Below are 25,936 nucleotides of genomic sequence, written 5' to 3' on the forward strand. Positions count from 1 at the left end.
GTTGGGGGTTCTGCTGGAACCCCCGGCCTGCCTTCTCCGTTTACGGTGGAAGGAGTCGCTGGAGCGGACGGGATGCGGAGAGGAGCGTCATGGAAGCCGTGGGCGCAATCGTGGCGCTGCTGGTCGTGCTGTTCTTTGTGCTTGGTGTGTACGCGACAGTGAAGGTGGTCCGGGCCGCCAAGCGGGGCGTGGACCGCACCATCCAGGAGGCCCGCCGGACGGTGGAGGACACCACGCTCCGGGCCAAGAGCTTCGCGCAGGTCGGCACGGCCGCCGAATTGGCCCAGCTGCGGCTCTCGTTGCGTGCGTCCATGCGCTCCACGCAGGACGTCCTGCACGCGGGCGCGGCCGACGACGCCTCACTGAAGGAGACCCTCGGCCTCTTCGACCGGCTCAGCGCCCATGGGCACGAGCTGGACGACGAGCTACGGCGTCTGGAGCGCGACCCGGACAAGGCCGCTCTGGCCGAGCGCCTTCCCGAACTGCGGGAGCGCACGGCGCAGATCACCAAGGCGGCGGACTCGCTGCGCTGGTCGGCACGGGACCGGGCCCGCCGCTTCGCGGGCGACGATCTGGACTCGCTGAGCACGCAGATCGACATGGAGGCCGGCGCACTGCGGCACTGGACGAAGGAGCCGGCCCCCGAGCAGACCTGGCCCGAGCCGTCCGAGGCCGACCGGAAGGCGGCCCACGAGCCGACGCCGCCCGCGATCACGCCGCCCCTCGCGAGGACCACGTATCCGTGGGAGAAGAAGACCAAGCCCGAAAGCACGACCTGATTCGCCCGGTGAGAACGGGGAACTCCACCGGAACGGACGGGGAACTTCCCGGAACAGGGCGACCAGGGGCCGGGCTGCCGCCCGGCGGAACAGACAGGTAACCTCCAGCTCATGTCCCGCCATGTCGCGATCGTCACGGATTCAACGGCCTACCTGCCGCAGCGGACGATGGAGCGGCACGGCATCACCGCGGTGCCTCTGACCGTGGTCCTCGGGGACCGGGCGCTGGAGGAGGGCACCGAGATCTCGGCCCGGTCCCTCGCCCAGGCGCTGCAGAAGCGGAAGTCGGTGACCACATCCCGGCCCAGCCCCGAGGTCTTCGCGCAGGCGTACCGGAAGGCCGCCGAGGCGGGCGCCACGGACATCGTCTCGCTGCATCTGTCCGCGGAGTTCTCCGGCACGTACGACGCCGCGGTGGTCGCCGCGAAGGAGGCGCCGGTGCCGGTACGGGTGGTGGACACCGGCATGGTCGCGATGGCCCTCGGCTTCTGCGCCCTCGAAGCGGCCCAGGCCGCGGAGACGGGCGCTTCGGTGGACGAGGCGGTGACGGCCGCGGAGAAGCGGGCCGCCGACACCTCCGCGTACTTCTACGTCGACACCCTCGACTATCTGCGCAGGGGCGGCCGCATCGGTGCCGCGCAGGCCCTGCTGGGCTCGGCGCTGGCCGTGAAGCCGCTGCTCAAGCTGGACGGTGGCCGCATCGACATGCTGGAGAAGGTGCGGACGGCCTCGAAGGCGATCGCCCGCCTCGAGGAGATCGTGGTCGAGCGGGCCGGCGCAGGCCAGGTCGACATCGCGGTGCACCATCTGGCGGCGCCGGAGCGTGCGTCGGTGCTCGCCGAGCGCCTCAGGGAGCGGGTGCCGGGCCTCATGGAGCTGCACGTCAGCGAGGTCGGCGCGGTGATCGGTGCGCACACGGGGCCGGGGCTGCTGGGGGTTGTGGTCTCACCGCGGCGGTGAGGTGTGGCGTCCCCCGTACGGGTGACGGAGTTTTCCACAACTGCCGGGTAATCCACGGGAATTGAGCAAGATCAACAACTTTTCCCGGCGGTGCCTAACGTCGTCGGCATGGCGATTCGATCACTTTCCAGGACTTCTTCCGCAACGAGCGGACCCGGTCGCGGCCCCGCGTCCGACGGCCGCGCGAACCACCGTCACGACCGCGGGCGGGGCAGGCGCAGAAGCGCGTCGGAGGAGGCGGTACGGCTGCGGGCGGAGAGGCTCTTCGTCGAGCCGGTGTCTCAGCCGCCGCCGTCAGGGGTGGGAGCGCAGTCTCGGGCGCAGGCGCAGGCGCAGGTGCAGGCCCAGGCACAGCGACCGCCGAAGTCGCAGTCTTGGTCTCAGCCGCAGCCGCAGCCGCAGCCGCAGTCATCCCGGCGTTCGCCGAGGCTGGATGTGGCGGCTGCCGATGCGGCGTTGGTGGGGGAGGCCTCGGCTGCTGGCGCTTCCGGGTTGCGCGGGTCCGTGCCTGGGTGGGCGCGGGAGGATGAGGTGGAGGAGGCCGCCGGGCCCGCTGGCCCCGACGTCTCCGCCGCACGGCTGGGGGCGCCGCCGGGACCGTCCGCCTGGCGGGAGCGGATCGGACTGGCCGTGCGGGAACGGCTGCCGGTGTGGTTGCAGTCACGGTGCGGTCTCGAACGGCGCGGCGTCGCCGCGCTCGCCGTGGTCCTCCTGATCGCCGGGGCCTTCGCCGCTCAGTACTTCTGGGCCGGGCGGACGCACTCGGTACGACCGCCCGACGTGGTGGGCGAGGCGGGGGCCGACCAGCGGGGTGCGGAGCCGGTTCCGTCGCCGGGGGTGCCGGCGCAGGCGGGGAAGACGTCGGCGGGCGGCCCTGGTGGCCCGGGCGGTGCTGTGGTCGGCGGTGTGGCGGGCGCCAGGATCGTCGTGGACGTCAGCGGAAAGGTCCGCCATCCGGGGGTGCGGCGGCTGCCCGCCGGGTCCCGGGTGGCGGACGCCCTGCGAGCCGCGGGCGGGGTCAGGCCCGGCACGAAGACGTACGGCCTCAACCGAGCACGGTTCCTCGTGGACGGCGAGCAGGTGGTCGTGGGCGCCCCCGCGACGGCGGCCGGAGGCGGTGCCGGGGCGAGTGCCGGTTCAGTAGGTCAGGCGGGAGGTGCAGGAGGCACGGGAAGCACAGGAGGCATGGGTGGAACGGCCTCCGCTACCGGTCCGGTCGGATTGAACACGGCCACGGCCGAGCAGCTCGACGAACTGCCTGGCGTTGGCCCCGTGTTGGCGCAGCACATCCTCGACTACCGCGCCGAGCACGGCGGTTTCCGCTCGGTCGAAGAGCTCCGTGAGGTCAACGGCATCGGTGACCGGCGCTTCGCCGACCTCCAAGATCTCGTACGGCCATGACGCGCGCGGCGGTTCACGTCGCGTCGGGTCACCGTCTCGGTGCCTCGCACCCTCGGCAGGAGGGCCCGGCCGACCTCCGGTTGGTGCCGCCCGCCCTGGCGGCATGGGCGACGGCCGCGTTGATGGTGGATGCTCCGGCCCGGTGGGCGGTCATCACGGTGGTGGGTTGCGTCCTGGTGGCCGGAGCGCTGCTGGTGACATGGACGACCCGGGACCGCCGGGCGCGGGGGCCCGGGCAGCGCGGGGCACTGGCGGGGCAGCGGGGTTGGGGGCGGCTTTCGGTGGCCGCGGTCCTGCTCTGCGTCGCCGGGGCGGCGGCTTCCGCGGCTCTGCACGGCGCGGATCTGCGCCGGGGGCCGATTCCGGGCCTGGCGAGCGAATACGCGCAGGTGGAGGTCGAGCTGGAGGTCACGTCCGACCCTCACCGCACCCGGCCCCGCGTCGCGAGCGCGCACATGATGCCGCCCGCCGTAGTCCTCGACGCGGAGGTCGTCCGCGTCAGGGGGACCGACGGCACGTCGACCGGGACGCGCACCCCGGTCCTGGTCGTCGTGCGAACGGAGGCACCGGACTCCGCGAAGGGTTCGCAACCCGTCGGCGCGTGGCTCAGGCTGTTGCCGTCGACCCGGCTGCGGGTGCATGGGCGCCTGGCTCCGCCGTTGCCGGAGGGGGACAAGGTCGCGGCGGTGCTACGGGTGTCCGGGGAGCGTGCCCCGCACGTGGTCGGGGCCCCGTCCGCGGCGCAACGGCTGGCCGGGAAGCTGCGGGGCGGCCTGCGTGAGGCCACGGAGGGATTGGACGCGGACGCCAGAGCGCTGATTCCTGGGCTTGTCATCGGGGACACCTCCCGTGTGCCGGCCGAGCTGGACCAGGCCTTCCGGTCGACCGATCTCACGCATCTGCTCGCCGTGAGCGGTGCGAACCTCACACTGGTGCTCGTCCTGCTCATCGGCCCCCAGGGCACCGCTCAACGGGTCGAACGGCGTGGGCTCGCGCCCAGATTGGGCATCCCGCTGCGCGCGACGGCGTTGCTCGGCGGGGCGCTCACGCTCGGGTTCGTCCTCGTCTGCCGGCCCGACCCTAGTGTGCTGCGCGCCGCTGCCTGCGGGTTGATCGTGCTCCTCGCCCTCGCCACCGGCCGACGCAGGTCCCTCATCCCGGCGCTGGCGACGGCGGTCCTGCTGCTCGTCCTGTACGACCCGTGGCTGGCCCGGAGCTATGGATTCCTGCTCTCCGTCCTCGCCACCGGAGCGCTGCTCACTCTCGCGCCTCGCTGGGGTGCCGCGCTGCGGAGCCGGGGTGTGCCGCCGCGGTTCGCCGACGCGCTGGCCGCCGCGGCCGCGGCTCAGGCGGTGTGTGCGCCCGTTGTCGTCGTCCTGGCGGCCCGGGTGAGTCTGGTGGCGGTGCCGTGCAATCTCCTCGCCGAGTTCGCCGTCGCGCCCGCCACGGTGCTCGGCTTCGCGGCGCTGGCGGTGGCGCCGGTCGCGATGCCCGTGGCCGAAGGGCTGGCCTGGGGCGCGAGTTGGCCCACCGGATGGATCGCGGGGATCGCCCGTACGGGGGCGGGACTGCCCGGAAGCGGGATGGACTGGCCGGGCGGCTGGCGCGGCGGTGCCCTGCTCGCGCTCGCCACGGTGGTCCTCGTCGTGGTGGGCCGCAGGCTTCTGCGGCATCCGTGGCTCATCGCTGCCTGCGCCATTCTGCTCTTCCTGGTGGTCGTCCAGCCCCCGCCCGTCACCCGGGTGATCGCAGGCTGGCCGCCGCCGGGGTGGCGCCTTGTGATGTGCGATGTCGGGCAGGGGGACGCCATGGTGCTGTCCGCGGGTGACGGGGCGGGGGTGGTGGTCGACGCGGGGCCCGACCCGGTGGCGGCCGACCGCTGCTTGCGTTCGCTAGGGATCACGCGTGTGCCGCTCATCCTGCTCACCCACTTCCATGCCGATCATGTCGCGGGGCTGCCGGGGGTGTTGCGGGGGCGGGAGGTTGGGGCGATCCAGACGACGGGGTTCCGGGAGCCGCCGGAGCAGGCCGAGTTCGTACGGGAGCAGGCGGCGTCCGCGCGCATTCCGGTGATCCCGGCCGTGGCGGGGGAGCGGCGCCGGACTGGTCCGCTGGACTGGCAGGTGCTCTGGCCGCCGGGACCGTCGGGGCCGGGGCCGTCAGGGCCGTCAGGGCCGACGGGGCCGACGGGGCCGCCGGGAACGGAGGGGGCAACCGGATCCTCGGGGTCCGCAGGAACATCAGCCGCACCGGCGGTGCCGCGGCCCGACGGGCCGAACGACGCGAGTGTCACATGGCTCGTACGGACGGGCGGACTGACTCTGTTGCTCCTCGGGGACCTCGAACCGCCCGCCCAGCGGGCCCTGCTCCGCACCCCGGCCGGCGCCGCCCTCGCCTCCGTGGACGTGCTCAAGGTCGCCCATCATGGCTCGGCCCATCAGGACCCGGAGCTTCTGCGCAGGGCGGCACCGAGGCTGGCGCTCGTGTCCTGTGGTGCCGACAACTCATATGGTCACCCTTCGTCCGTCACGCTCGCGGCACTGCGGGCGGGAGGAGCGGAGGTGCTGCGCACGGACACGGACGGGGCGATCGCGGTGGTGGCGGCAGGGGGAGGGCACAAGCCACGGCTCGAAGTGGCCACCCGACCGCCTTAGCGCACCACCCCACCGCGCGCACCACCCCACCGCGCGCACCGCCCTACCCCGCGCACCGTCTCCGCGCGCCCCGTCCCGCAATTCGGGTGAGTCGCGACAGTTCAAGCGCATCGGCAGCATTGCAGCGATCTGGGTCCGTGTTGCGTCTAAAGCCGCAACAGTGATCGAATGCCCTTTCGTTGCAGTTTGCAGGTGTTGTCGATAACGCGGGGATGTGTCGCAGGGTGTTCGGCCGTTGGCTGGGAAACCGTTTGAATCGGGCCGGACGGACGGGGCTGTTGTCGGCGCTCACGGTTCCGTCGAGTGCGGGGGTGCTCAGCTGCCGGGTGCTGGACCCGGTCAATGAACCGGTGCGGAACGCGGAGTTCGTCGTCAGCGACGCTCTGGGGCGCAAGGTGGTCAGCGGGGGTACGGACCCCTTCGGCTCGTTCGTGACGGCGGCCCCGGCCGGGGAGTACCGTCTCGCGGTCTCCGCGGAGGGGTTCACGCCGTACCGGGCGAGCGTCACCGTGGGGGAGGACGCGCACGCCTCGATCGGCGACGTCATGCTCCAGGTCGCCCAGCCCCCCGCGCTGCCCGAGCCCGGCGACTGGGAGATCGACCCCCTGCACTCCTCGGTGGGCTTCACCGCGCGTCACATCGGGCTCGCGCGCATCCGCGGCCGGTTCAACACCTTCGCGGGCGCGATACGGATGGGGGAGCGCATGGAGGACTCCGCGATGCACGTCGTCATCGACGCGGCGTCCATCGACACCGCGGTCGCCATGCGCGACGATCATCTGCGTTCCGGCGACTTCCTGGACGTGGCGCGCTTCCCGACGATGGAGTTCTACAGCGATCGCTTCGTCCACAAGGGCGGCAGCCGCTGGGCGATATCCGGCGGCCTGACGCTGCACGGCGTGACGCGTACGGTGACGCTCGACACGGAGTACCTCGGGGTCGGCAAGGGGCTCCAGGGGGAGACCCGTGTCGCCTGCCGTGCCACCACCGAGCTGCACCGCGACGACTTCACGATCACGTGGCAGACGATGCTCGCGCGCGGCATCGCGGCCGTCGGACACAGCATCACGATCGACCTCGACATCCAGGTCATCCCCAAGAGCAGCAGCGCCGAAAGCTGACCGCCGCTCCCGCCGCTCCCGCCGCTCTTCCGCCGGAAGGCCGGTCGACCGCCACTAGGGAGCTTCCAGCCAGCCCTCGTGCTCGGCGGCCAGTTCGTCGAGTGTCGCCGGGTCGAGGCGGGAATCGGGGTCCTCGACCACGACCAGCCACTGGGCGTCCTCGGCGTCGTCCTCCCCGGCCAGCGCGTCGCGGACGAGTTGGGGTTCCTCGGCCACGCCGAAACGGTCGGGGAGCTCTGCGGCCACCACCTCCGCGGCGTCGCGGTCGGGCAGTACCAGGACATGTCGTACGTCGGTCACGGGCCCATTCTCCGACATGGGGACGAGGGCGCACGGCGCGGGGCGGGCCATGTGGGGCGGGCTGTCAGTGGTGCGTGGGATGCTGGACCGCGATGGCCAGGAAGACAGCAAACGACGATCCGCTCGTTCCTCTCACGCTCGCCGTGGGGCAGGAGGACCTGCTCCTCGACCGCGCCGTGCAGCAGGTGGTCGCGGCCGCCCGCGCCGCCGACGCGGACACGGACGTGCGGGACCTCACATCCGACCAGCTCCAGCCCGGCACGCTCGCCGAGCTGACGAGTCCGTCGCTCTTCGCCGAGCGCAAGGTCGTCGTCGTGCGGAACGCGCAGGATCTGTCGGCGGACACGATCAAGGACGTCAAGGCGTATCTCGGGTCGCCTGCCGAGGAGATCACCCTCGTCCTGCTGCACGCGGGCGGTGCCAAGGGCAAGGGGCTGCTGGACGCGGCGCGCAAGGCGGGGGCGCGTGAGGTCGCCTGCCCGAAGATGACGAAGCCCGCGGACCGGCTCTCGTTCGTGCGGAGCGAGTTCCGTGTGCTCGGCCGTTCGGCGACGTCCGAGGCGTGCCAGGCCCTGGTCGACTCGATCGGCAGCGATCTGCGGGAGCTCGCGTCCGCGGTCTCCCAGCTGGCGGCCGACGTCGAGGGGACGATCGACGAGGAGGTCGTCGGGCGGTACTACACGGGGCGGGCGGAGGCCTCCAGCTTCACGGTGGCCGACCGGGCCGTCGAGGGGCGGGCCGCGGAGGCGCTCGAAGCGTTGCGGTGGTCGTTGTCGACCGGGGTCGCGCCCGTCATGATCACCAGTGCTCTCGCGCAGGGTGTCCGGGCGATCGGCAAGCTCTCCTCCGCGCGCGGGGGGCGTCCCGCGGATCTTGCCCGTGAGCTGGGCATGCCGCCCTGGAAGATCGATCGGGTGCGTCAGCAGATGCGGGGCTGGACTCCGGACGGGGTGGCTGCCGCGCTCACCGCGGTCGCGGCGGCTGACGCGGGGGTCAAGGGGGGCGGGGACGATCCCGAGTACGCGTTGGAGAAGGCGGTCGTGGCGATTGTGCGGGCGGCTCGCGCCGGGCGGGGGTGAGTGGTGCTGCGCGGGCTGGGCGGGGATGGTCCCTGCGGGTAGCCGTGGCTTGTCGCGCAGTTCCCCGCGCCCCTAAGGGCGCCCGTCCACGACGTCTTCGATTCTGCGGGTAGCCCGTGGCTTGTCGCGCAGTTCCCCGCGCCCCTTGAGGGGGCCCCAGGACGTCTTCGATTCTGCCGGTCGGCCGTGGCTGGGCGCGCCGTTCCCCGCGCCCCTTACGGGCGCCCATCCATGACGTCTTCGATTCCGCGGGTAAGCCGGGCTCTGTGCGCAGTTCCCCGCGCCCCTGAAAAGCGCCCCCAGCGCCCCCGCCCCCAGCGCCCCCGCCTTCAGCACCCCCAGCAGCACCCTCAGACCACAACAGCGCGACCCCCGGACACAGCGATGCCCCCGGAGTGGGCCGGGGGCATCGTCGCAGCGTGGCGTACTGCGTGGTCTGTCCGCGATTCGAGGTAGAGGGCTCGAATTACCCTCGCGGGAGGATTGATCAGTGCCCCGGCGGACCGGGGTGAGGGGTTCAGTCCTTAGAGGGACGAAGCCTTCGAAGCAAGCGCCGACTTCTTGTTGGCGGCCTGGTTCTTGTGGATGACACCCTTGGAGACGGCCTTGTCGAGCTGGCGCGTGGCCTCACGCGTGAGCTCGGCAGCCTTCTGGGCGTCACCGGCGGCAACGGCCTCGCGGGCCTTGCGGATCGCGGTCTTCAGCGAAGACTTGACCGCCTTGTTGCGCTGACGCGCCTTCTCGTTGGTCTTGATCCGCTTGATCTGGGACTTGATGTTCGCCACGAAAGAGCCTTTTCAGGTTCAGGTACTGCAGAGGTACTGCAGATGAGTGTTATGACACGCGCCTCGACGCCCGAGAGGGGCTACGAGACACAGCTGTCCACGATATCAGCCGTCCTCCCACCGGCCCAAACCGGGCGCAGTGCCGCACCCGTGGGACGATGGAACCTACGTATAGATCCGACCCGAGGCGACAGGCGCCTCAAGAGACAGGACCCTGCGTGCCCGCGATCCCTAAAAATGTGCCCGAGCCGAGCCGTACCGACCCGGCGCTGATTCGCAATTTCTGCATCATCGCGCACATCGACCACGGCAAGTCCACGCTCGCCGACCGCATGCTCCAGCTCACCGGTGTGGTGGAGCAGCGGCAGATGCGTGCTCAGTACCTCGACCGCATGGACATCGAGCGCGAGCGCGGCATCACGATCAAGTCCCAGGCGGTGCGTCTGCCCTGGGCCCCGAGCGAGGGCCCGGACGTCGGCAGGACCCACATCCTCAACATGATCGACACCCCGGGCCACGTGGACTTCACGTATGAAGTCTCACGCTCGCTCGCGGCCTGTGAGGGCACGATCCTCCTGGTCGACGCGGCCCAGGGCATCGAGGCGCAGACTCTCGCCAACCTCTACCTGGCGATGGAGAACGACCTCAAGATCATCCCCGTACTGAACAAGATCGACCTCCCGGCCGCGCAGCCGGAGAAGTTCTCCGAGGAGCTCGCCAACCTCATCGGCTGCGAGCCCGAGGACGTCCTGAAGGTCTCCGCGAAGACCGGCATGGGCGTCGAGGCGCTGCTCGACAAGGCCGTCGCCGAGATCCCGCCGCCGGTCGGCGTCGCGGACGCCCCGGCCCGCGCGATGATCTTCGACTCCGTCTACGACTCCTACCGCGGCGTCGTCACGTACGTACGAGTCGTCGACGGCCAGCTCAACAAGCGCGAGCGGATCCGGATGATGTCCACCGGAGCCACGCACGAGCTGCTTGAGATCGGCGTCTCGTCGCCCGAGATGACCCCGGCCGACGGCATCGGCGTCGGCGAGGTGGGCTACATCATCACCGGCGTCAAGGACGTCCGTCAGTCCAAGGTCGGTGACACGATCACCTCCCTGCATAAGGGCGCGACCGAGGCGCTCGGCGGCTACAAGGACCCGAAGCCGATGGTCTTCTCGGGTCTCTATCCGCTGGACGGCTCGGAATACCCCGACCTGCGCGAGGCCCTCGACAAGCTGCAGCTCAACGACGCCGCGCTGGTCTACGAGCCGGAGACCTCCGCCGCGCTCGGCTTCGGCTTCCGCGTCGGTTTCCTGGGGCTGCTGCACCTCGACGTGATCCGCGAGCGCCTGGAGCGCGAGTTCGGGCTCGACCTGATCGCCACCGCCCCCAACGTGGTCTACCGCGTGATCATGGAGGACGGCGCCGAGCACACGGTCACCAACCCGAGTGAATTCCCCGAGGGCAAGATCGACCAGGTCTTCGAGCCCGTCGTGCGCGCCACGATCCTCGCGCCCAGCGAGTTCATCGGCTCGATCATGGAGCTCTGCCAGAACCGGCGCGGCGTCATGCTCGGCATGGACTACCTCTCCGAGGACCGCGTCGAGATCCGCTACACGCTGCCCCTCGCCGAGATCGTCTTCGACTTCTTCGACCAGCTGAAGTCCAAGACGCGCGGCTACGCCTCGCTGGACTACGAGCCCACCGGCGAGCAGTCCGCGCAGCTCGTCAAGGTCGACATCCTGCTGCACGGCGACAAGGTCGACGCCTTCTCGGCGGTCACGCACAAGGACCAGGCGTACGCGTACGGCGTGCGGCTCGTCGCCAAGCTGCGCGAGCTCATCCCGCGCCAGGCCTTCGAGGTGCCCGTCCAGGCGGCGATCGGCTCCCGGGTCATCGCCCGCGAGACCATCCGCGCCATCCGCAAGGACGTCCTCGCCAAGTGCTACGGCGGTGACATCTCCCGTAAGCGCAAGCTCCTGGAGAAGCAGAAGGAGGGCAAGAAGCGGATGAAGATGGTCGGCTCCGTCGAGGTGCCGCAGGAGGCCTTCATCGCCGTGCTCTCCAGCGACGACAGCGGCCCCGGCAAGGCCAAGAAGTAGTCGTCCCGGCCGTGGCGGAGCCACGGCCGAGCGGGCCCGGTGCACACGCATCGGGCCCGCGGCGCGTTCCGGCGGGCGGGTCCGTTTCCGTATGCGGATCTGGAGGAAGTGACAGCCAGTAGCCCCTTACGCGTCGGGCGTCCGGGCTCTACTCTGATCACCACTCGTAGGTTACTCGCAAGTTAAACAAGTAGCCGCAGGGATGTCAGAAGACAGGTAAGAAGCAGCCGCCAGCCAGTTCGCCGCACTGCCGTGGGCCCGGAGGATGTCGTGAGCGACACACAGACCTTGATCGAGAACCGTCCGCCCTCCGTGGCGCACCTCTTCGTGGAGCGCGTGGCGGCCACGCCGGACGCCGAGGCCTATCGCTACCCGGTTCCGGCAGCCTCCGGCGAGGGCCCCGACGAGTGGAGGACGCTCAGCTGGGCGCAGGCCGCCGAGCGCGTGCACGCCATCGCGGCGGGCCTCATCGAGCTCGGGGTGGGCTCCGAGGAGCGCGTCGCCCTCGCCTCCTCCACGCGGGTCGAGTGGATCCTCGCCGACCTCGGCATCATGTGCGCCGGCGCGGCCACCACCACCATCTACCCCCAGACCAACGCCGAGGAGTCGGCGTACATCCTGGCCGACTCCGGCAGCCGCGTGCTGATCGCCGAGAACGCCGCGCAGCTCGCCAAGGCGCGCGAGAAGCGGGCCGAGCTGCCGGAGCTGCGACACGTCGTGGTGCTCGACGGCGAGGGCGCGCAGGCCGCCGAGGGCGACCCCGAGGGCTGGGTGCTCACCCTCGCCGACCTGGAGGCCCGCGGCGCCGCGTACCTGGAGAAGAACCCCCAGCTGATCAAGGAGCGCATCGCGGCGATCACCGCCGACCAGCTCGCCACGATCATCTACACCTCCGGCACCACCGGCAGGCCCAAGGGCGTGCGCCTGCCGCAGGACAACTGGTCGTACATGGCGAAGGCCATCGCGGCGACCGGACTGCTCGGCCCGGACGACGTGCAGTACCTGTGGCTGCCGCTCGCGCACGTCTTCGGCAAGGTGCTGACCTCCGGGCAGATCGAGCTCGGGCACGTCACCGCCGTCGACGGCCGCGTGGACAAGATCATCGAGAATCTGCCGGTCGTGCAGCCGACCTACATGGCCGCCGTGCCCCGCATCTTCGAGAAGGTCTACAACGGCGTCGCCGCCAAGGCGCGGGCCGGCGGCGCGGCCAAGTACAAGATCTTCCAGTGGGCCGCCGAGGTCTCCCGCGAGTACGCGAAGGTCAGCCAGGACAACTTCCGCAGGACCGGCACCCCCTCCGTACCGTTCGGGCTGCGCGCCAAGCACCGGACCGCCGACGCCCTCGTCTACTCCAAGCTGCGCGAGGCCTTCGGCGGGCGGCTGCGCGCCGCGGTCTCCGGCTCCGCGGCGCTCGCGCCCGACATCGGGTACTTCTTCGCGGGCGCGGGCATCCACATCCTGGAGGGGTACGGCCTGACCGAGTCCTCCGCCGCCTCCTTCGTGAACCCCGGTGAGGCCTACCGCACCGGCACCGTCGGCAAGCCGCTGCCCGGCACCGAGGTGCGCATCGCGGACGACGGCGAGATCCTGCTGCGCGGCCCCGGCATCATGGAGGGCTACCACGGCCTTCCGGAGAAGACCGCCGAGGTCCTGGAGTCCGACGGCTGGTTCCACACCGGGGACATCGGCGAGCTGTCCGTCGACGGCTACCTGCGGATCACCGACCGCAAGAAGGACCTGATCAAAACCTCCGGCGGCAAGTACATCGCGCCCGCCGAGGTCGAGGGCCAGTTCAAGGCCGTCTGTCCGTACGTCTCCAACATCCTCGTGCACGGCGCCGACCGGAACTTCTGCGCCGCGCTGATCTCGCTCGACGAGCCCGCCATCCTGGAGTGGGCGAAGGAGAATGGCCAGGAGGGGAAGACGTACGCCGAGGTGTGCGCCGACCCGGCCACGGTCGCGCTCGTCGACGGCTACGTACAGCAGCTCAACGAAGGCCTGCAGCGCTGGCAGACCATCAAGAAGTTCCGGCTCCTGCCGCGCGACCTGGACGTCGAGCACGGCGAACTGACGCCCAGCCTGAAGCTGAAGCGCCCGGTCGTCGAGCGGGAGTACAAGCACCTCATCGAGGAGATGTACGCGGGATCGCGCGAGGCCTGAGCCGGTCGTTCCGTGGCCTGCGGGGGCCGGGAAGGCTAGGCGTCCCGGCCCCGGCGCATCTCCTGCACCAGCTCCTCCATGTGGGTCACGTGGTGGCGCAGCTCCACGACGTCGCGCAGGCTGCTCGCGGCCATATGGGTCTCGATCGCCGAAAGGCGCGCGGCCAGCTCGTCGAACTGGCGCTGCTCGCGGGCCAGTATCCGCTCCAACTGCCTGTTCTTGCGGTGCAGTTCGAGGAAGACGGTGACCTTGGCGCGCAGTACCCACGGGTCGAAGGGCTTGGTCAGGTAGTCGGCGGCGCCCGTCGCGTAACCGCGGAAGGCGTAGCCCGCGTCGTTGTCGGTGCCCGTCAGGAAGATGATGGGCACGTCCTTGGTCTGGTCGAGCCGTTTGATGTTCGACGCGGTCTCGAAGCCGTCCATGCCCGGCATGCGGACGTCCAGAAGGATCACGGCGAATCGTTGCCGCAGAATCGCCTTCATCGCTTCCTCGCCCGAACGGGCTCGGACCAGCGGCTCGTTCAGTGAACCAAGGACAGCTTCGAGTGCCATCAGGTTGTCCTCCATGTCGTCGACAAGGAGGATGCTTGCGCGGTTGTCGGTCGTGGCCTCAGCGGTCATGACGGTGCCTCACTCGGGTGCCGGTGGAACAGCCTTCTCCTTCGGTGTGCCGGGCCGTTCCGTGGCGACGGATTCTGAATCGGAGGAGGTGGTCCCGCCGGTGCCTTCGGGCTCGCCCTCGGGGTCCAGGAGGGCGCAGACGACACCGAGGAGCTGGTCCACGTCCACGGGTTTCGGTACGTACTCGGTGGCGCCCTGCGAGATGGCCTTCTCGCGGTCGCCGGGCATGGCCTTCGCGGTGAGCGCGACGATGGGCAGGCCCTGCCAGCGCGGGCTGCGACGGATCGCCTCCATCGTCTCGTACCCGTCCATCTCCGGCATCATGATGTCCATCAGGACGATGTCGACGTCCGGGTTGCGCTCCAGCGTCTCGATGCCCTCGCGGCCGTTCTCCGCGTACAGGACGGGCATGCCGACGCGGCTCAGTACGTGCGTGAGCGCGAAGACGTTGCGGATGTCGTCGTCCACGATGAGCACCCTGCGGCCCGGCAGTATGCGGCCCGCGCGGCCTTCCTTCCACTCCTCGAGCTTGGTGGGGGTGGGCCAGCTGTCGTCGGGTTCGAGCGAGGTGTGCGGGCGCAGGACCGCCTGCTCCACCGGCTCGGGCAGCTTCGTGTGGGAGGCCGCGAACGCGATGGCGGCCGCGCCGTGGCCCGGATGCACCACGGGGACGTACAGCGAGAAGGTCGAACCCTGGCCGGGGTGGCTCTCCGCCGTGATGCGGCCGCCGAGCAGGCCGGAGATCTCGCGGCTGATGGAGAGGCCGAGGCCGGTGCCGCCGTACTTGCGGTTGGTGGTGCCGTCGGCCTGCTGGAACGCCTCGAAGATCACCGGGAGTTGCTCGGGCGGGATGCCGATCCCGGTGTCGCTGACGGCGAAGCAGAGCAGGTCCTCGTTGTCGTGGAGCAGCCGGTCGCCCGCGGACTCCTTGACGCGGCTGACCCGCAGTTCGATTTTGCCCGCCGAGGTGAACTTGACCGCGTTCGACAGCAGGTTGCGCAGGATCTGCTGCAGGCGCTGCTCGTCGGAGAACATCTCGCGCGGCACGTCCTCGCCCACCGACACGTCGAAGGCGAGACCGCGGTCGAGGGTGAGCGGGCGGAACGTCGCGTGGACGTAGTCGAGGACCTTGATGAGCGGCAGCTTCTTGGGCCGTACGTCCATACGGCCCGCCTCGATCTTCGACAGGTCGAGGATGTCGTTGATGAGCTGGAGCAGGTCCGAGCCGGAGCGGTGGATCGTCGTCGCGAACTGCACCTCCTGGTCGGAGAGGTGGTCGTCGGGGTTGTCGGAGAGCAGCCTGGCCAGGATCAGCAGGGAGTTGAGCGGAGTGCGCAGCTCGTGCGACATGTTCGCCAGGAACTCCGACTTGTACTGGGAGCTGGTGGCGAGCAGGGCGGCCTTCTCCTCGAGCTCCGCGTTCGAGCGGCGCAGCTCGGCCTGCTGGCGCTGGAGCTCGTCCGAGCGTTCCTGGAGCTGGGTGGCGAGCCGCTGGGACTCACCGAGCAGTGACTCCGTGCGGGAGTTGGCGATGATGGTGTTGATGGCGACGCCGATGGTGTTCACGAACTGGTCGAAGAACGCGAGGTGGACGTCGGAGAAGCGGGAGAACGTGGCCAGCTCGATGACGCCGAGCAGCTTGTCCTCGAAGAGGATTGGGATGATCACGACGGTGGCGGGGGCCGCGTCGCCGAGCCCCGAATGGATCTTGATGTACTCGGGCGGCACCTCCTCGACCAGGATGCGCTTCTTCTCCAGGGCAGCCTGGCGCACCAGGCCCTGCGCGGGCATCCCGCCGGTGTCGACGACCGAACCCTGCGCGGCGCCGTAGCCCGCGATGAAGGCGAGGCCCTTCGCGGTGACCTGGGTGGGCGCGGGGCCCTCCGCGGTGTCGGGATCGGCCAGGAAGAACGCGCCGTACTGCGCGTTCACCAGCGGGGTCAGCTCGCGCAGGATCAGGTCGGCGACCTCCATCAGATCGCGGTGGCCCTGCATCAGGCCCGCGAGGCGGGCGAGGTTGGACTCCAGCCAGTCCTTGGCGCGGGTGGTCTCGCGGAGGTTGGAGACCATGAGGTTGATGTTGTCCTTGAGGTCGGTGACCTCGCCGCGCGTCTCCACGGTGATGGCGCGGGTCATGTCGCCCTGGGCCACGGCGGAGGCCACCTCGGCGATGGCGCGGACCTGGGTGGTGAGGTTCAGCGCCAGCTCGTTCACGTTCGTCGTCAGGCGCTTCCACGTGCCGTAGACGCCCTCGACACGGGCCTGACCGCCCAGCTGTCCCTCGGAGCCGACCTCGCGGGCCACGCGGGTGACCTCGGAGGAGAACGAGGAGAGCGTGTCCACCATGGTGTTGATGGTGGTCTTCAGCTCCAGGATCTCGCCGCGCGCGTCGACGTCGATCTTCTTGGAGAGGTCGCCCTGGGCCACCGCGGTCGCTACCTGCGCGATGTTGCGGACCTGGCCGGTGAGGTTGTCCGCCATGTAGTTGACGTTGTCGGTGAGGTCCTTCCACACGCCCGATACGCCGAGGACCTGCGCGCGGCCACCGAGCCGGCCGTCCGTGCCGACCTCGCGGGCGACGCGGGTCACCTCGTCGGCGAAGGCACGCAGCTGCTCCACCATGGTGTTGACGGTGTCCTTCAGCTCCAGGATCTCGCCGCGCGCGGTGACCGTGATCATCTTGGAGAGGTCGCCGTTGGCGACGGCGGTGGTCACCTGGGCGATGTTGCGGACCTGCGAGGTGAGGTTCGACGCCATGAAGTTGACGTTGTCGGTGAGGTCCTTCCACACGCCGGAGACGCCGCGGACCTGGGCCTGGCCGCCGAGGTTGCCCTCGGTGCCGACCTCGCGGGCGACGCGGGTGACCTCGTCGGCGAAGGCGGACAGCTGGTCCACCATCGTGTTGATCGTCGACTTCAGCTCCAGGATCTCGCCCTTCGCCTCCACCGTGATCTTCTTGCCGAGGTCTCCCTGGGCGACGGCCGTCGACACGAGCGCGATGTTCCGCACCTGGGAGGTGAGGTTGTCCGCCATGAAGTTGACGTTGTCGGTGAGGTCCTTCCACACGCCGGAGACGCCCCGCACCTGAGCGCGCCCGCCCAGGTTCCCCTCGGTGCCGACCTCACGGGCGACGCGGGTGACCTCGTCGGCGAAGGCGGACAGCTGGTCCACCATCGTGTTCACCGTCGACTTCAGCTCCAGGATCTCGCCCCGGGCATCGACGGTGATCTTCTGGCTCAGGTCGCCGTTGGCGACGGCGGTGGTCACCTGGGCGATGTTGCGGACCTGCGAGGTGAGGTTCGACGCCATGAAGTTGACGTTGTCGGTGAGGTCCTTCCACACCCCCGACACCCCACGGGCCTGGGCCCGGCCGCCCAGCTGGCCCTCCGTGCCGACCTCGCGGGCCACCCGGGTCACCTCGGCGGCGAACGCGGAGAGCTGGTCCACCATGGTGTTCACGGTGAGCTTCAGTTCGAGGAGCTCACCGGTGGCCTCGACGGTGACTGTGCGTGTCAGGTCGCCCTGGGCCACCGCCGTGGTGACGAGTGCGATGTCGCGCACCTGGGCGGTGAGGCGCGACGCCATCGTGTTGACGGCCTCGGTGACATCCCGCCAGCTCCCCGAGAGGCCGCGCACCTTGGCGCGCCCGCCGAGCCTGCCCTCCGTGCCCACCTCACGGGCGACGCGCGTGACTTCACCCGTGAAGAGGGACAACTGATCGACCATCGTGTTGACGGCGCGGCCGAGGCGGCGCAGATCGCCCCGGAGCTCACGGGTGCCGTCGTGCAGATCGACGCGCTGGGTGAGGTCGCCGCCCGCCACCGCGTTCAGCACCCGGGTGGCGTTGGCCGCCGGGGCGACCAGGGCGTCGAGCAGGGTGTTCACCTCCGAGACGCGCGCCGCCCACCGGCCCTGCCCGGGGCTCTCGGCGAACCGTTCGTCGAGCCGGCCGTGGCGTATGATCTCCCGCCGCACGCGGATGAGTTCACTGTCGAAGTGCAGCGAACGGTCGACCATCTCGTTGAAGACCGCGTACAGCTCGGCGGTGACGCCCTCGCCGACCGGGGCGGCCTTGGTGAAGTCCCCGTCCCGCGCGGCGCGCATGGCGGCGAGAAGCGGGCGCAGCTGACACATGGCCGGATCCGTACCGGACCCGACGCCCTGCGCCGGGACCGGAATCCGGCCTTCTCCAAGCGCAGGCATAGCACTGTTCTCACTCATAACGGCCCACTTCGGTGACTCGGTGCTTATGGGCGGGGTCAGTCTGTCACTCTGTCCGTGTCGCCTGAGGCGTATTCACCGAACTGCTCAGGAGCCGTACTGTGGGGTCCATTCCGATGCAACGGGAGATCGAGTTCCGTTCCTCCGCCCCGGCCTCGGGCCGTCCGGGGCCGCTGCTGGTGGTGGGTACATCTCTGCCCGGAAATCCGCTTGCGCCCGCCGCCGCGCGCAAGTTCGTGCGTGCCGCGCTCGCCGACTGGACCGAGACCGGGGTGCCCGCCGCGCGCGGCTTCACCGACCGGCTGGCCGACGACTCGGTGCTGCTCGTCAGCGAACTGGTGACGAACGCGGTCGTCCACGCGGGCACGGCCGTCGAGCTGCTCTGCCGCCTCGACGAGGCGGCGCCCGGCGAGAGCACGGGCGCCCTCGTCATCGAGGTCTCCGACCACCATCCCTCGCGCGCCGTCCGCAGCGAGCAGCGCCCGCCGGCCAACGGAACCCCCGAGTACGGCCGCGGCCTGTACCTCGTCGCGACGCTCTCCGAGTCCTGGGGCATCACCTACCGGCCGGGCACCAAGACCGTCTGGGCCCGGCTGCCCGTCGACGGCGTCCACGCCCTCCACGAGATCGAGTCGTACGCGAGCGACCAGGCGCTCCAGCGCGGACTGCGCGCCGCCGAGATCCTGGCGCCACTGCCCAAGCGGATGCCCCAGGACATGGAGTGGGCCAACCGCGGCGCGCTCACCTTCCTCGCCGAGGCGTCCGACCTCCTGGCCGGGCAGTTCGACGAGGACCTGGTGGCGGCGCTGGCCGGACAACTGCTCGTGCCGCGGCTCGCGGACTGGTGCGCGGTGTGGCTCGAGGACGCCTCCGAGGGCCCCGTGCACGGGGCGATGGGCATGTCGGGAGGGCGCCTCGCCCGGGTCTGGCACAGCAGCGAGCACCGTATAGAGGAGCTGCGCCGCCTCCTGGAGAAGGAGCCGCCGCGGCTGCCGGAGGCGGCGGGCTCGGGCGCCTTCCCCGTCCCCTGGCCCGGCGAGGGGCCCGCGGGCGGAGCGGGGTCTTCCGGTGCGGCCCTCGCCTACCGCCTCGTCGCGGGCGGGCGCTCGCTCGGCACGCTCGTCATCGGCCGCTCCGGGCTCGTCCGGTTCGCCGACGAGGTCACCGGCCTCGTCGAGGACTTCACCCGCCGGGTCGCCCTCGCGATCAGCACCGCGCGCCGCTACCAGCGCCAGGCCAACATCAGCCAGGTGCTGCAGCGCGGGCTGCTGCCCAGCAAGGTCGCGGAGATCCCCGGCGTGGAGAGCGGCCTGGTGTACGAGCCGCGGGACAAGGGCGGCCCCGGCGGCGACTTCTACGACGTGTTCCAGGCGGGCGAGGGCCGCTGGTGCTTCGCGCTCGGCGACGTCCAGGGCAAGGGCCCCGAGGCGGCCGTCGTCATCGGCCTCGCCCGCCCCTGGCTGCGGCTGCTCGCCCGCGAGGGCTACGCGGTCGCGGAGGTCATGGACCGCCTCAACCAACTGCTCCTCGACGACGCGACCGAGGCGGCGGACGCGGCGGCCGCGGTCGTCGCGGTCGCGGGCGGCCAGGGAGTACCGCCCGACGGGCCCACCTCGCGCTTCCTCTCCCTCCTCTACGGCGAGCTCATCCCGTACGAAGGGGGCGTGCGCTGCACCCTCGCGTGCGCCGGGCACCCGCTGCCGCTCCTGCTGTCGCCCGACGGGGAGGTGCGCGAGGCGGCCACCCCGCAGATGCTGCTCGGGGTCGTCGACGACGAGACGTACACCAGCGAGAGCTTCGAGCTGCGGGCCGACGAAACGCTCCTGTGCGTCACGGACGGTGTGACCGAGCGGCGCTCGGGGCGGCGGCAGTTCGACGACGGGGACGGCCTCGCCCGGGCGCTGGCCGGGTGCACGGGGCTCGACGCGGGGCTGGTGGCCGAGCGGATCCGGCGGCTCGTGCACGAGTTCTCGGAGCGGCCGCCCGACGACGACCTGGCCTTGCTGGTGCTGCGGGCCCGGTGAGGGACGGGACGGGGGAGTACTGGGGGAGGTACTGAGGGGTGCGGGTGGGGTTCCCCGCGTGCGGGACAATCGACGGTATGCCTTCCGCACTGCCCGATGGTGAGCCCATGCCCGAGGACGGCGCGCTGCCCGCGTCCGCCCTGTCCGGCGCGGCCTCCCGCCCGCTCGGCTTCTACCTGCACGTTCCGTACTGCGCCACGCGCTGCGGCTACTGCGACTTCAACACCTACACCGCGACCGAGCTGCGCGGCTCCGGCGGTGTGCTCGCCTCCCGCGACAACTACGCGGAGACCCTGGCCGACGAGGTGCGGCTCGCGCGGAAGGTCCTCGGCGACGACCCGAGGCCGGTGCGGACCGTCTTCGTCGGGGGCGGTACGCCGACGCTCCTCGCCGCGGCCGATCTCGTCCGCATGCTGGGCGCCGTACGGGACGAGTTCGGCCTCGCCGACGACGCGGAGATCACGACCGAGGCCAACCCGGAGTCAGTCGACGCGGCGTACCTGAGCGAGCTGCGGGAGGGCGGGTTCAACCGGATCTCCTTCGGCATGCAGAGCGCGCGGCAGCACGTGCTGAAGGTCCTCGACCGCACGCATACGCCCGGGCGGCCCGAGGCGTGCGTGGCCGAGGCGCGGGCGGCGGGCTTCGACCACGTGAATCTCGACCTGATCTACGGCACGCCGGGGGAGTCGGACGAGGACTGGCGGGCCACGCTCGACGCGGCGATCGGCGCCGGGCCCGACCACGTCAGCGCCTACGCGCTGATCGTCGAGGAGGGCACGCAGCTGGCGCGCCGGATCCGGCGCGGCGAGGTGCCGATGACCGACGACGACGTGCACGCGGACCGCTACCTCATCGCCGACGAGGTGCTGGGCTCCGCGGGCTTCGAGTGGTACGAGGTGTCCAACTGGGCCACGTCCGAGGCCGGGCGGTGCCTGCACAACGAGCTGTACTGGCGGGGCGCCGACTGGTGGGGGGCCGGGCCGGGGGCGCACAGCCACGTGGGCGGCGTGCGGTGGTGGAACGTCAAGCATCCCGGGGCGTACGCGGGGGCGCTGGCGGGCGGCGGCTCGCCCGGCGCGGGCCGGGAGATCCTCTCCGAGGAGGACCGCCGGGTCGAGCGGATCCTCCTGGAACTCAGGCTCCGGGACGGTTGCCCGTTGTCCCTCCTGAAGGAGGCGGGCCTGGCCGCGTCCCGCCGAGCGCTGTCGGAGGGGCTGCTGGAGGCGGGGCCGTACGGGGAGGGGCGGGCGGTACTGACGCTGCGGGGGCGGTTGCTGGCGGATGCGGTGGTGCGGGATCTGGTGGATTAGGGGTTGCTGTCTGCGCCGGTTCTGCGTCTGTGGGGCGGGGCCGCGGGGGTATGTGCGTACTCGCTATCCCTGCGTCGCGCTGCACGGGCAATGGGGCTACAGGATGCTCGGTGCTCCGTTCGTACATACCCCCACGTCCCCTCCGGCGCGTGTGCGACTGCGGCCCGGTGGGGGTGTCCCTAGTCCCGCCGTGCGTTGCGGGGCAAACGGGTGGGTGGGATACGTCCGCCGCGAAGCGGCGGGCCCGTTCGTACCGCACCCGCACCCGCACCCGCACCCGCAGCGGCTAGGGCAACGTGACGAAGTCGATCAGCTCTTCCACGCGGCCCAGGAGCGCAGGCTCCAGGTCCTTGTAGCTGCGCACCGAGCCCAGGACCCGCTGCCACGCCGCCCCCGTGTTCTCCGGCCAGCCGAGCGCCCGGCAGACGCCCGTCTTCCAGTCCTGGCCCCGCGGCACCCGCGGCCACGCCGCGATACCGACCGAGGAGGGCTTCACCGCCTCCCACACATCGATGTAGGGGTGGCCGACCACCAGCGCGTGGGCGCTGGTCACCTCCGCGGCGATGCGGGACTCCTTGGAGCCGGGGACCAGGTGGTCCACCAGGACGCCCAGGCGCGCGTCGGGGCCGGGGGCGAACTCGGCGACGATCGCGGGGAGGTCGTCGATGCCCTCCAGGTACTCGACGACGACGCCCTCGACGCGCAGGTCGTCGCCCCAGACCCGTTCCACCAGTTCGGCGTCGTGACGGCCCTCCACGTAGATGCGTCCCGCCCGGGCGACCCTGGCCCGCGCACCGGGAACGGCCACCGAACCGGACGCGGTACGTGAGGGACGTACCGGAGTGCGCGTCGCGGCCGCGGGACGGACCAGGGTGACCGGGCGGCCCTCCAGGAGGAAGCCGGCCGGCGCCAGCGGAAAGACGCGATGCTTGCCGAAGCGGTCCTCCAGGGTCACCGTCGGACCCTGCGCCGTCTTCTCGCAGCGGATCACCGCCCCGCAGAATCCGGTGCCGAGCTCCTCGACCACGAGGCCGGCGTCCGCCGTCACCTCAGGTACGGGCTTCGGCTTCTTCCAGGGGGGCGTGAGATCGGCGGAGTACTGGCGCATTCTGCCGACGATAGGAAGAACGGGCCCGCGCCGGTCTACGACACGCCGAAGCGGGCCGCCAGTGTGGCGCGCTGCGCACGGACAAATGCCGCATCCACCACTGCTCCGTGCCCCGGCACGTACACCGCGTCCTCGCCGCCGAGGTCCAGGAGCCTGTCGAGCGCCGCGGGCCAGTGCCGGGGCGCCGCGTCCCGGCCCGCCTGCGGCTCGCCCGACTCCTCGACCAGGTCGCCGCAGAAGACGACCTCCCGTCCGCCGTCGACGCCCGGCACCAGGACCACCAGGTCGTGGGCCGTGTGCCCGGGACCGACGTTCGCGAGCAGCACCCGGACCCCGCCGCCCAGGTCGAGCGTCCACTCCCCGCACACCAGATGGTGCGGCCGGACCAGGAGGTCCGCGGCCTCCGCCGCCGCGTCCGCGGCCACGCCGTGGCGTACCGCGTCCGTGCGCAGCTCCTCGCGGCCCCCGGCGAGAACCGTCTCGATGCCCACCGCCCCGTACACCTCGACGCCCGCGAAGGCCGCCGCACCGAGGACGTGGTCGAAGTGCGGATGGGTGAGCGCGAGGTGGGTGACCCGGCGGGAGCCGCCGAGGATCCGGCGGGCCTGTGTCCGCAGGGCCGCGCCCTCGGCCAGACTCGACCCGGCCTCGATCATGAGGACCGCGTCGTCGCCGACGACGAGCCCCGCCGTGCAGTCCCAGACGGGGAGGCGGCACCGCCCCACGCGCGGGGCGAGCCGCTCCCAGCCCGCCGCTTCCCATGCCGGCGTCACGTCCATACGGTGACGCTATCCCAGGGCGGGCGCGCGGGGCCGGTCAGGACGCGGGGGGTCCGCCCTTGCCGGGTCCGTACCGGTCGGCCGTACACTGACCTTTCGAAAGGCTGGCACTCGCGCGTGGTGAGTGCCAGGCGGGGGCTCGGGGGATGCCGGGGCCCGTCGTCGACGACGGAGACAGCTGGAGGTGTGCGCGATGCTCAATGAACGCAGGCTCGAAGTGCTGCGCGCCATCGTCCACGACTATGTCGGGACGGAGGAGCCGGTCGGTTCCAAGGCGCTCACGGAGCGGCACCGTCTGGGGGTCTCTCCGGCCACCGTCCGCAACGACATGGCGGCGCTGGAGGAGGAAGGGTTCATCGCCCAGCCGCACACCAGCGCCGGGCGCATCCCGACGGACAAGGGCTATCGGCTGTTCGTCGACAAGCTCGCGGGCGTCAAGCCGATGACCGCGCCCGAGCGCCGCGCCATCCAGAACTTCCTCGACGGCGCGGTCGACCTCGACGACGTGGTGGGACGGACGGTGCGGCTGCTCGCGCAGCTGACCCGGCAGGTCGCCGTGGTGCAGTACCCCTCGCTCACGCGGTCGACGGTGCGGCACGTGGAGCTGCTCTCGCTCGCTCCCGCGCGGCTGATGCTCGTCCTGATCACCGACACCGGCCGGGTCGAGCAGCGCATGATCGACTGCCCGGCCCCGTTCGGCGAGTCCGCGCTCGCGGATCTGCGGGCCCGGCTCAACAGCAGGATCGCGGGCCGTCGCTTCACCGACGTGCCGCAGCTGGTGCAGGACCTGCCCGAAGCCTTCGAGGCCGAGGACCGCGGCACCGTCTCGACGGTCCTCGCGACCCTTCTCGAAACCCTTGTCGAGGAGACCGAGGAGCGGCTGATGATCGGCGGTACCGCCAATCTCACCCGCTTCGGACATGACTTTCCCCTCACCATCCGTCCCGTCCTCGAGGCCCTTGAGGAGCAGGTCGTGCTCCTCAAGTTGCTTGGTGAGGTGCAGGATTCGGGCATGGCCGTACGGATCGGTCACGAGAACGCCCATGAGGGGCTCAGCTCTACTTCCGTGGTCTCCGTCGGCTACGGTTCGGGCAGCGAGGCAGTAGCCAAGCTCGGCGTGGTCGGACCGACCCGCATGGACTATCCGGGAACGATGGGAGCAGTACGCGCAGTGGCACGTTACGTCGGACAGATCCTGGCGGAGTCGTAAGTGGCCACGGACTACTACGCCGTACTCGGCGTGCGCCGCGACGCTTCCCAGGACGAAATCAAGAAGGCCTTCCGAAGGCTGGCCCGTGAGCTTCACCCGGACGTGAATCCGGATCCGAAGACCCAGGACCGCTTCAAGGAGATCAACGCCGCGTACGAGGTGTTGTCGGACCCGCAGAAGAAGCAGGTCTACGACCTCGGCGGCGACCCGCTGTCCCAGTCGGGCGGCGGGGCGGGCGCGGGCGGCTTCGGCGCCGGTGGCTTCGGCAACTTCTCCGACATCATGGACGCGTTCTTCGGGACGGCGTCGCAGCGCGGACCGCGCTCGCGCACGCGTCGCGGTCAGGACGCCATGATCCGCCTGGAGATCGACCTCGAAGAGGCCGCCTTCGGCACCACCAAGGACCTCCAGGTCGACACCGCCGTGGTCTGCACGACCTGCAGCGGTGAGGGCGCAGCGCCGGGGACGTCCGCCCAGACGTGTGACATGTGCCGCGGTCGCGGTGAGGTGTCGCAGGTCACGCGGTCCTTCCTCGGCCAGGTCATGACGTCGCGGCCGTGCCCGCAGTGTCAGGGCTTCGGCACGGTCGTGCCGACGCCGTGCCCCGAGTGCGCCGGTGACGGCCGCATCCGGTCGCGGCGGACGCTGACCGTGAAGATCCCCGCCGGTGTCGACAACGGCACGCGGATCCAGCTCGCGGGTGAGGGCGAGGTCGGCCCCGGCGGCGGCCCCGCCGGTGACCTGTACGTGGAGATCCACGAGCTGCCGCACGCTGTCTTCCAGCGGCGCGGCGACGACCTGCACTGCACCGTCACCATTCCGATGACGGCGGCGGCCCTCGGCACGAAGGTGCCGCTGGAGACGCTGGACGGCGTGGAGGAGATCGACATCCGGCCGGGCACGCAGTCCGGCCAGTCGGTGCCGCTGCACGGCCGTGGCATCACACATCTGCGGGGCGGCGGGCGCGGTGACCTCATCGTGCACGTCGAGGTGCTCACGCCGACGAAGCTCGACGCGGAGCAGGAGCGGGTGCTGCGGGAGCTGGCGCAGCTGCGGGGCGAGGAGCGGCCCACGGGGCAGTTCCAGCCGGGGCAGCAGGGGTTGTTCTCCCGTCTCAAGGATGCGTTCAACGGGCGGTAGCGCCTTGAGCGGTGACTTCGGCCCCCGGCGACGGTTCGTTCCGCTGCCGGGGGCTTTGTCGTCGTCCGCGGGCGCGTGGGGGCTGGGCGCGCAGTTCCCCGCGCCCCTGAAAGCAACCCGCCCCGCGCCAGCAACCACGTGCGGGCCGCGGACGCCGGCGGGGCGCCGTGGGCAGACGGGGGCGCACACGCCCGG

18 protein-coding genes are annotated in these 25,936 nt (G+C 71.1%); 12 read left to right on the forward strand and 6 right to left on the reverse strand.

Annotation, left to right across the window (positions count from 1 at the left end):
- The first annotated feature begins 89 nt into the window (after positions 1 to 89).
- The 5 genes from AC07DI_RS19425 to AC07DI_RS19445 all read left to right on the forward strand — a co-directional run bounded on the left by AC07DI_RS19425 (position 90) and on the right by AC07DI_RS19445 (position 6,915).
- Positions 90 to 779, forward strand: coding sequence for a hypothetical protein (locus AC07DI_RS19425; RefSeq protein ID WP_478905350.1), 690 nt, complete (start codon positions 90 to 92; stop codon positions 777 to 779).
- A 111-nt stretch (positions 780 to 890) separates the two neighbouring features.
- Positions 891 to 1,739, forward strand: coding sequence for a DegV family protein (locus tag AC07DI_RS19430; protein WP_478905351.1), 849 nt, complete (start codon positions 891 to 893; stop codon positions 1,737 to 1,739).
- 108 nt (positions 1,740 to 1,847) lie between these two features.
- Positions 1,848 to 3,140 (forward strand): ComEA family DNA-binding protein, encoded by a 1,293-nt coding sequence (locus tag AC07DI_RS19435; RefSeq protein ID WP_478905352.1) that lies wholly within the window; start codon positions 1,848 to 1,850, stop codon positions 3,138 to 3,140.
- Entirely contained in the window at positions 3,137 to 5,794 is a 2,658-nt protein-coding gene (locus AC07DI_RS19440) for a ComEC/Rec2 family competence protein (protein WP_478905353.1), read from the forward strand. The genes AC07DI_RS19435 and AC07DI_RS19440 overlap by 4 nt, the downstream gene beginning before the upstream one ends.
- 224 nt (positions 5,795 to 6,018) lie before the next feature.
- The gene (locus AC07DI_RS19445; RefSeq protein ID WP_478905354.1) at positions 6,019 to 6,915 is read left to right on the forward strand and encodes a YceI family protein; all 897 of its coding nucleotides are present in this window, start codon (positions 6,019 to 6,021) and stop codon (positions 6,913 to 6,915) included.
- Positions 6,916 to 6,969: 54 nt separating this feature from the next.
- Here the strand turns inward: AC07DI_RS19445 and AC07DI_RS19450 are convergent, their stop codons facing one another.
- On the reverse strand, positions 6,970 to 7,215 hold the full coding sequence (locus AC07DI_RS19450) for a hypothetical protein (protein WP_384260212.1): 246 nt from the start codon (positions 7,213 to 7,215) through the stop codon (positions 6,970 to 6,972).
- 92 nt (positions 7,216 to 7,307) lie between these two features.
- On the opposite strand from AC07DI_RS19450, the gene holA reads away from it, so the two are divergent.
- Positions 7,308 to 8,294 (forward strand): DNA polymerase III subunit delta, encoded by a 987-nt coding sequence (gene holA / locus AC07DI_RS19455; RefSeq protein ID WP_478905355.1) that lies wholly within the window; start codon positions 7,308 to 7,310, stop codon positions 8,292 to 8,294.
- Positions 8,295 to 8,818: 524 nt separating this feature from the next.
- On the opposite strand, the gene rpsT is transcribed toward holA, so the two are convergent.
- Complete coding sequence (gene rpsT, locus AC07DI_RS19460) at positions 8,819 to 9,079, reverse strand: 30S ribosomal protein S20 (protein WP_384260207.1); 261 nt, start codon at positions 9,077 to 9,079, stop codon at positions 8,819 to 8,821.
- 218 nt (positions 9,080 to 9,297) lie between these two features.
- On the opposite strand from rpsT, the gene lepA reads away from it, so the two are divergent.
- Both lepA and AC07DI_RS19470 read left to right on the forward strand, forming a co-directional pair.
- The gene (lepA, locus tag AC07DI_RS19465; protein WP_384260205.1) at positions 9,298 to 11,169 is read left to right on the forward strand and encodes a translation elongation factor 4; all 1,872 of its coding nucleotides are present in this window, start codon (positions 9,298 to 9,300) and stop codon (positions 11,167 to 11,169) included.
- A 270-nt stretch (positions 11,170 to 11,439) separates the two neighbouring features.
- A complete protein-coding gene (locus tag AC07DI_RS19470; protein WP_478905356.1) occupies positions 11,440 to 13,329 on the forward strand; it encodes an AMP-dependent synthetase/ligase in 1,890 nt (629 codons plus the stop codon).
- 35 nt (positions 13,330 to 13,364) lie between these two features.
- On the opposite strand, the gene AC07DI_RS19475 is transcribed toward AC07DI_RS19470, so the two are convergent.
- Complete coding sequence (locus AC07DI_RS19475) at positions 13,365 to 13,949, reverse strand: response regulator (protein WP_478905357.1); 585 nt, start codon at positions 13,947 to 13,949, stop codon at positions 13,365 to 13,367.
- A gap of 9 nt (positions 13,950 to 13,958) precedes the next feature.
- Positions 13,959 to 18,053 carry a HAMP domain-containing protein gene (locus AC07DI_RS19480; RefSeq protein ID WP_478905549.1) on the reverse strand — a complete coding sequence of 1,365 codons (4,095 nt, stop codon included), beginning with the start codon at positions 18,051 to 18,053 and terminating at the stop codon, positions 13,959 to 13,961.
- Between the two features lie 218 nt (positions 18,054 to 18,271).
- Between AC07DI_RS19480 and AC07DI_RS19485 the strand changes: the two genes are divergently transcribed.
- Together AC07DI_RS19485 and hemW are read left to right on the forward strand one after the other, a co-directional pair.
- Entirely contained in the window at positions 18,272 to 20,194 is a 1,923-nt protein-coding gene (locus AC07DI_RS19485; protein WP_478905358.1) for a SpoIIE family protein phosphatase, read from the forward strand.
- Between the two features lie 77 nt (positions 20,195 to 20,271).
- Positions 20,272 to 21,504 (forward strand): radical SAM family heme chaperone HemW, encoded by a 1,233-nt coding sequence (gene hemW, locus AC07DI_RS19490; RefSeq protein ID WP_478905359.1) that lies wholly within the window; start codon positions 20,272 to 20,274, stop codon positions 21,502 to 21,504.
- Between the two features lie 286 nt (positions 21,505 to 21,790).
- On the opposite strand, the gene AC07DI_RS19495 is transcribed toward hemW, so the two are convergent.
- A complete protein-coding gene (locus tag AC07DI_RS19495) occupies positions 21,791 to 22,612 on the reverse strand; it encodes a DUF3097 domain-containing protein (protein WP_478905360.1) in 822 nt (273 codons plus the stop codon).
- Positions 22,613 to 22,647: 35 nt separating this feature from the next.
- Positions 22,648 to 23,385 (reverse strand): MBL fold metallo-hydrolase, encoded by a 738-nt coding sequence (locus AC07DI_RS19500; RefSeq protein WP_478905551.1) that lies wholly within the window; start codon positions 23,383 to 23,385, stop codon positions 22,648 to 22,650.
- A 199-nt stretch (positions 23,386 to 23,584) separates the two neighbouring features.
- Here AC07DI_RS19500 and hrcA point away from each other — a divergent pair, with 199 nt between their 5' ends.
- Both hrcA and dnaJ read left to right on the forward strand, forming a co-directional pair.
- Positions 23,585 to 24,601, forward strand: a complete 1,017-nt coding sequence (gene hrcA / locus AC07DI_RS19505) for a heat-inducible transcriptional repressor HrcA (RefSeq protein ID WP_384260191.1) — start codon at positions 23,585 to 23,587, stop codon at positions 24,599 to 24,601.
- The gene (dnaJ, locus tag AC07DI_RS19510; protein ID WP_384260189.1) at positions 24,602 to 25,741 is read left to right on the forward strand and encodes a molecular chaperone DnaJ; all 1,140 of its coding nucleotides are present in this window, start codon (positions 24,602 to 24,604) and stop codon (positions 25,739 to 25,741) included. It begins immediately after the preceding gene.
- The last annotated feature ends 195 nt before the right edge of the window (positions 25,742 to 25,936 follow it).

The sequence above is a fragment of the Streptomyces sp. NPDC044106 genome (assembly GCF_056433985.1).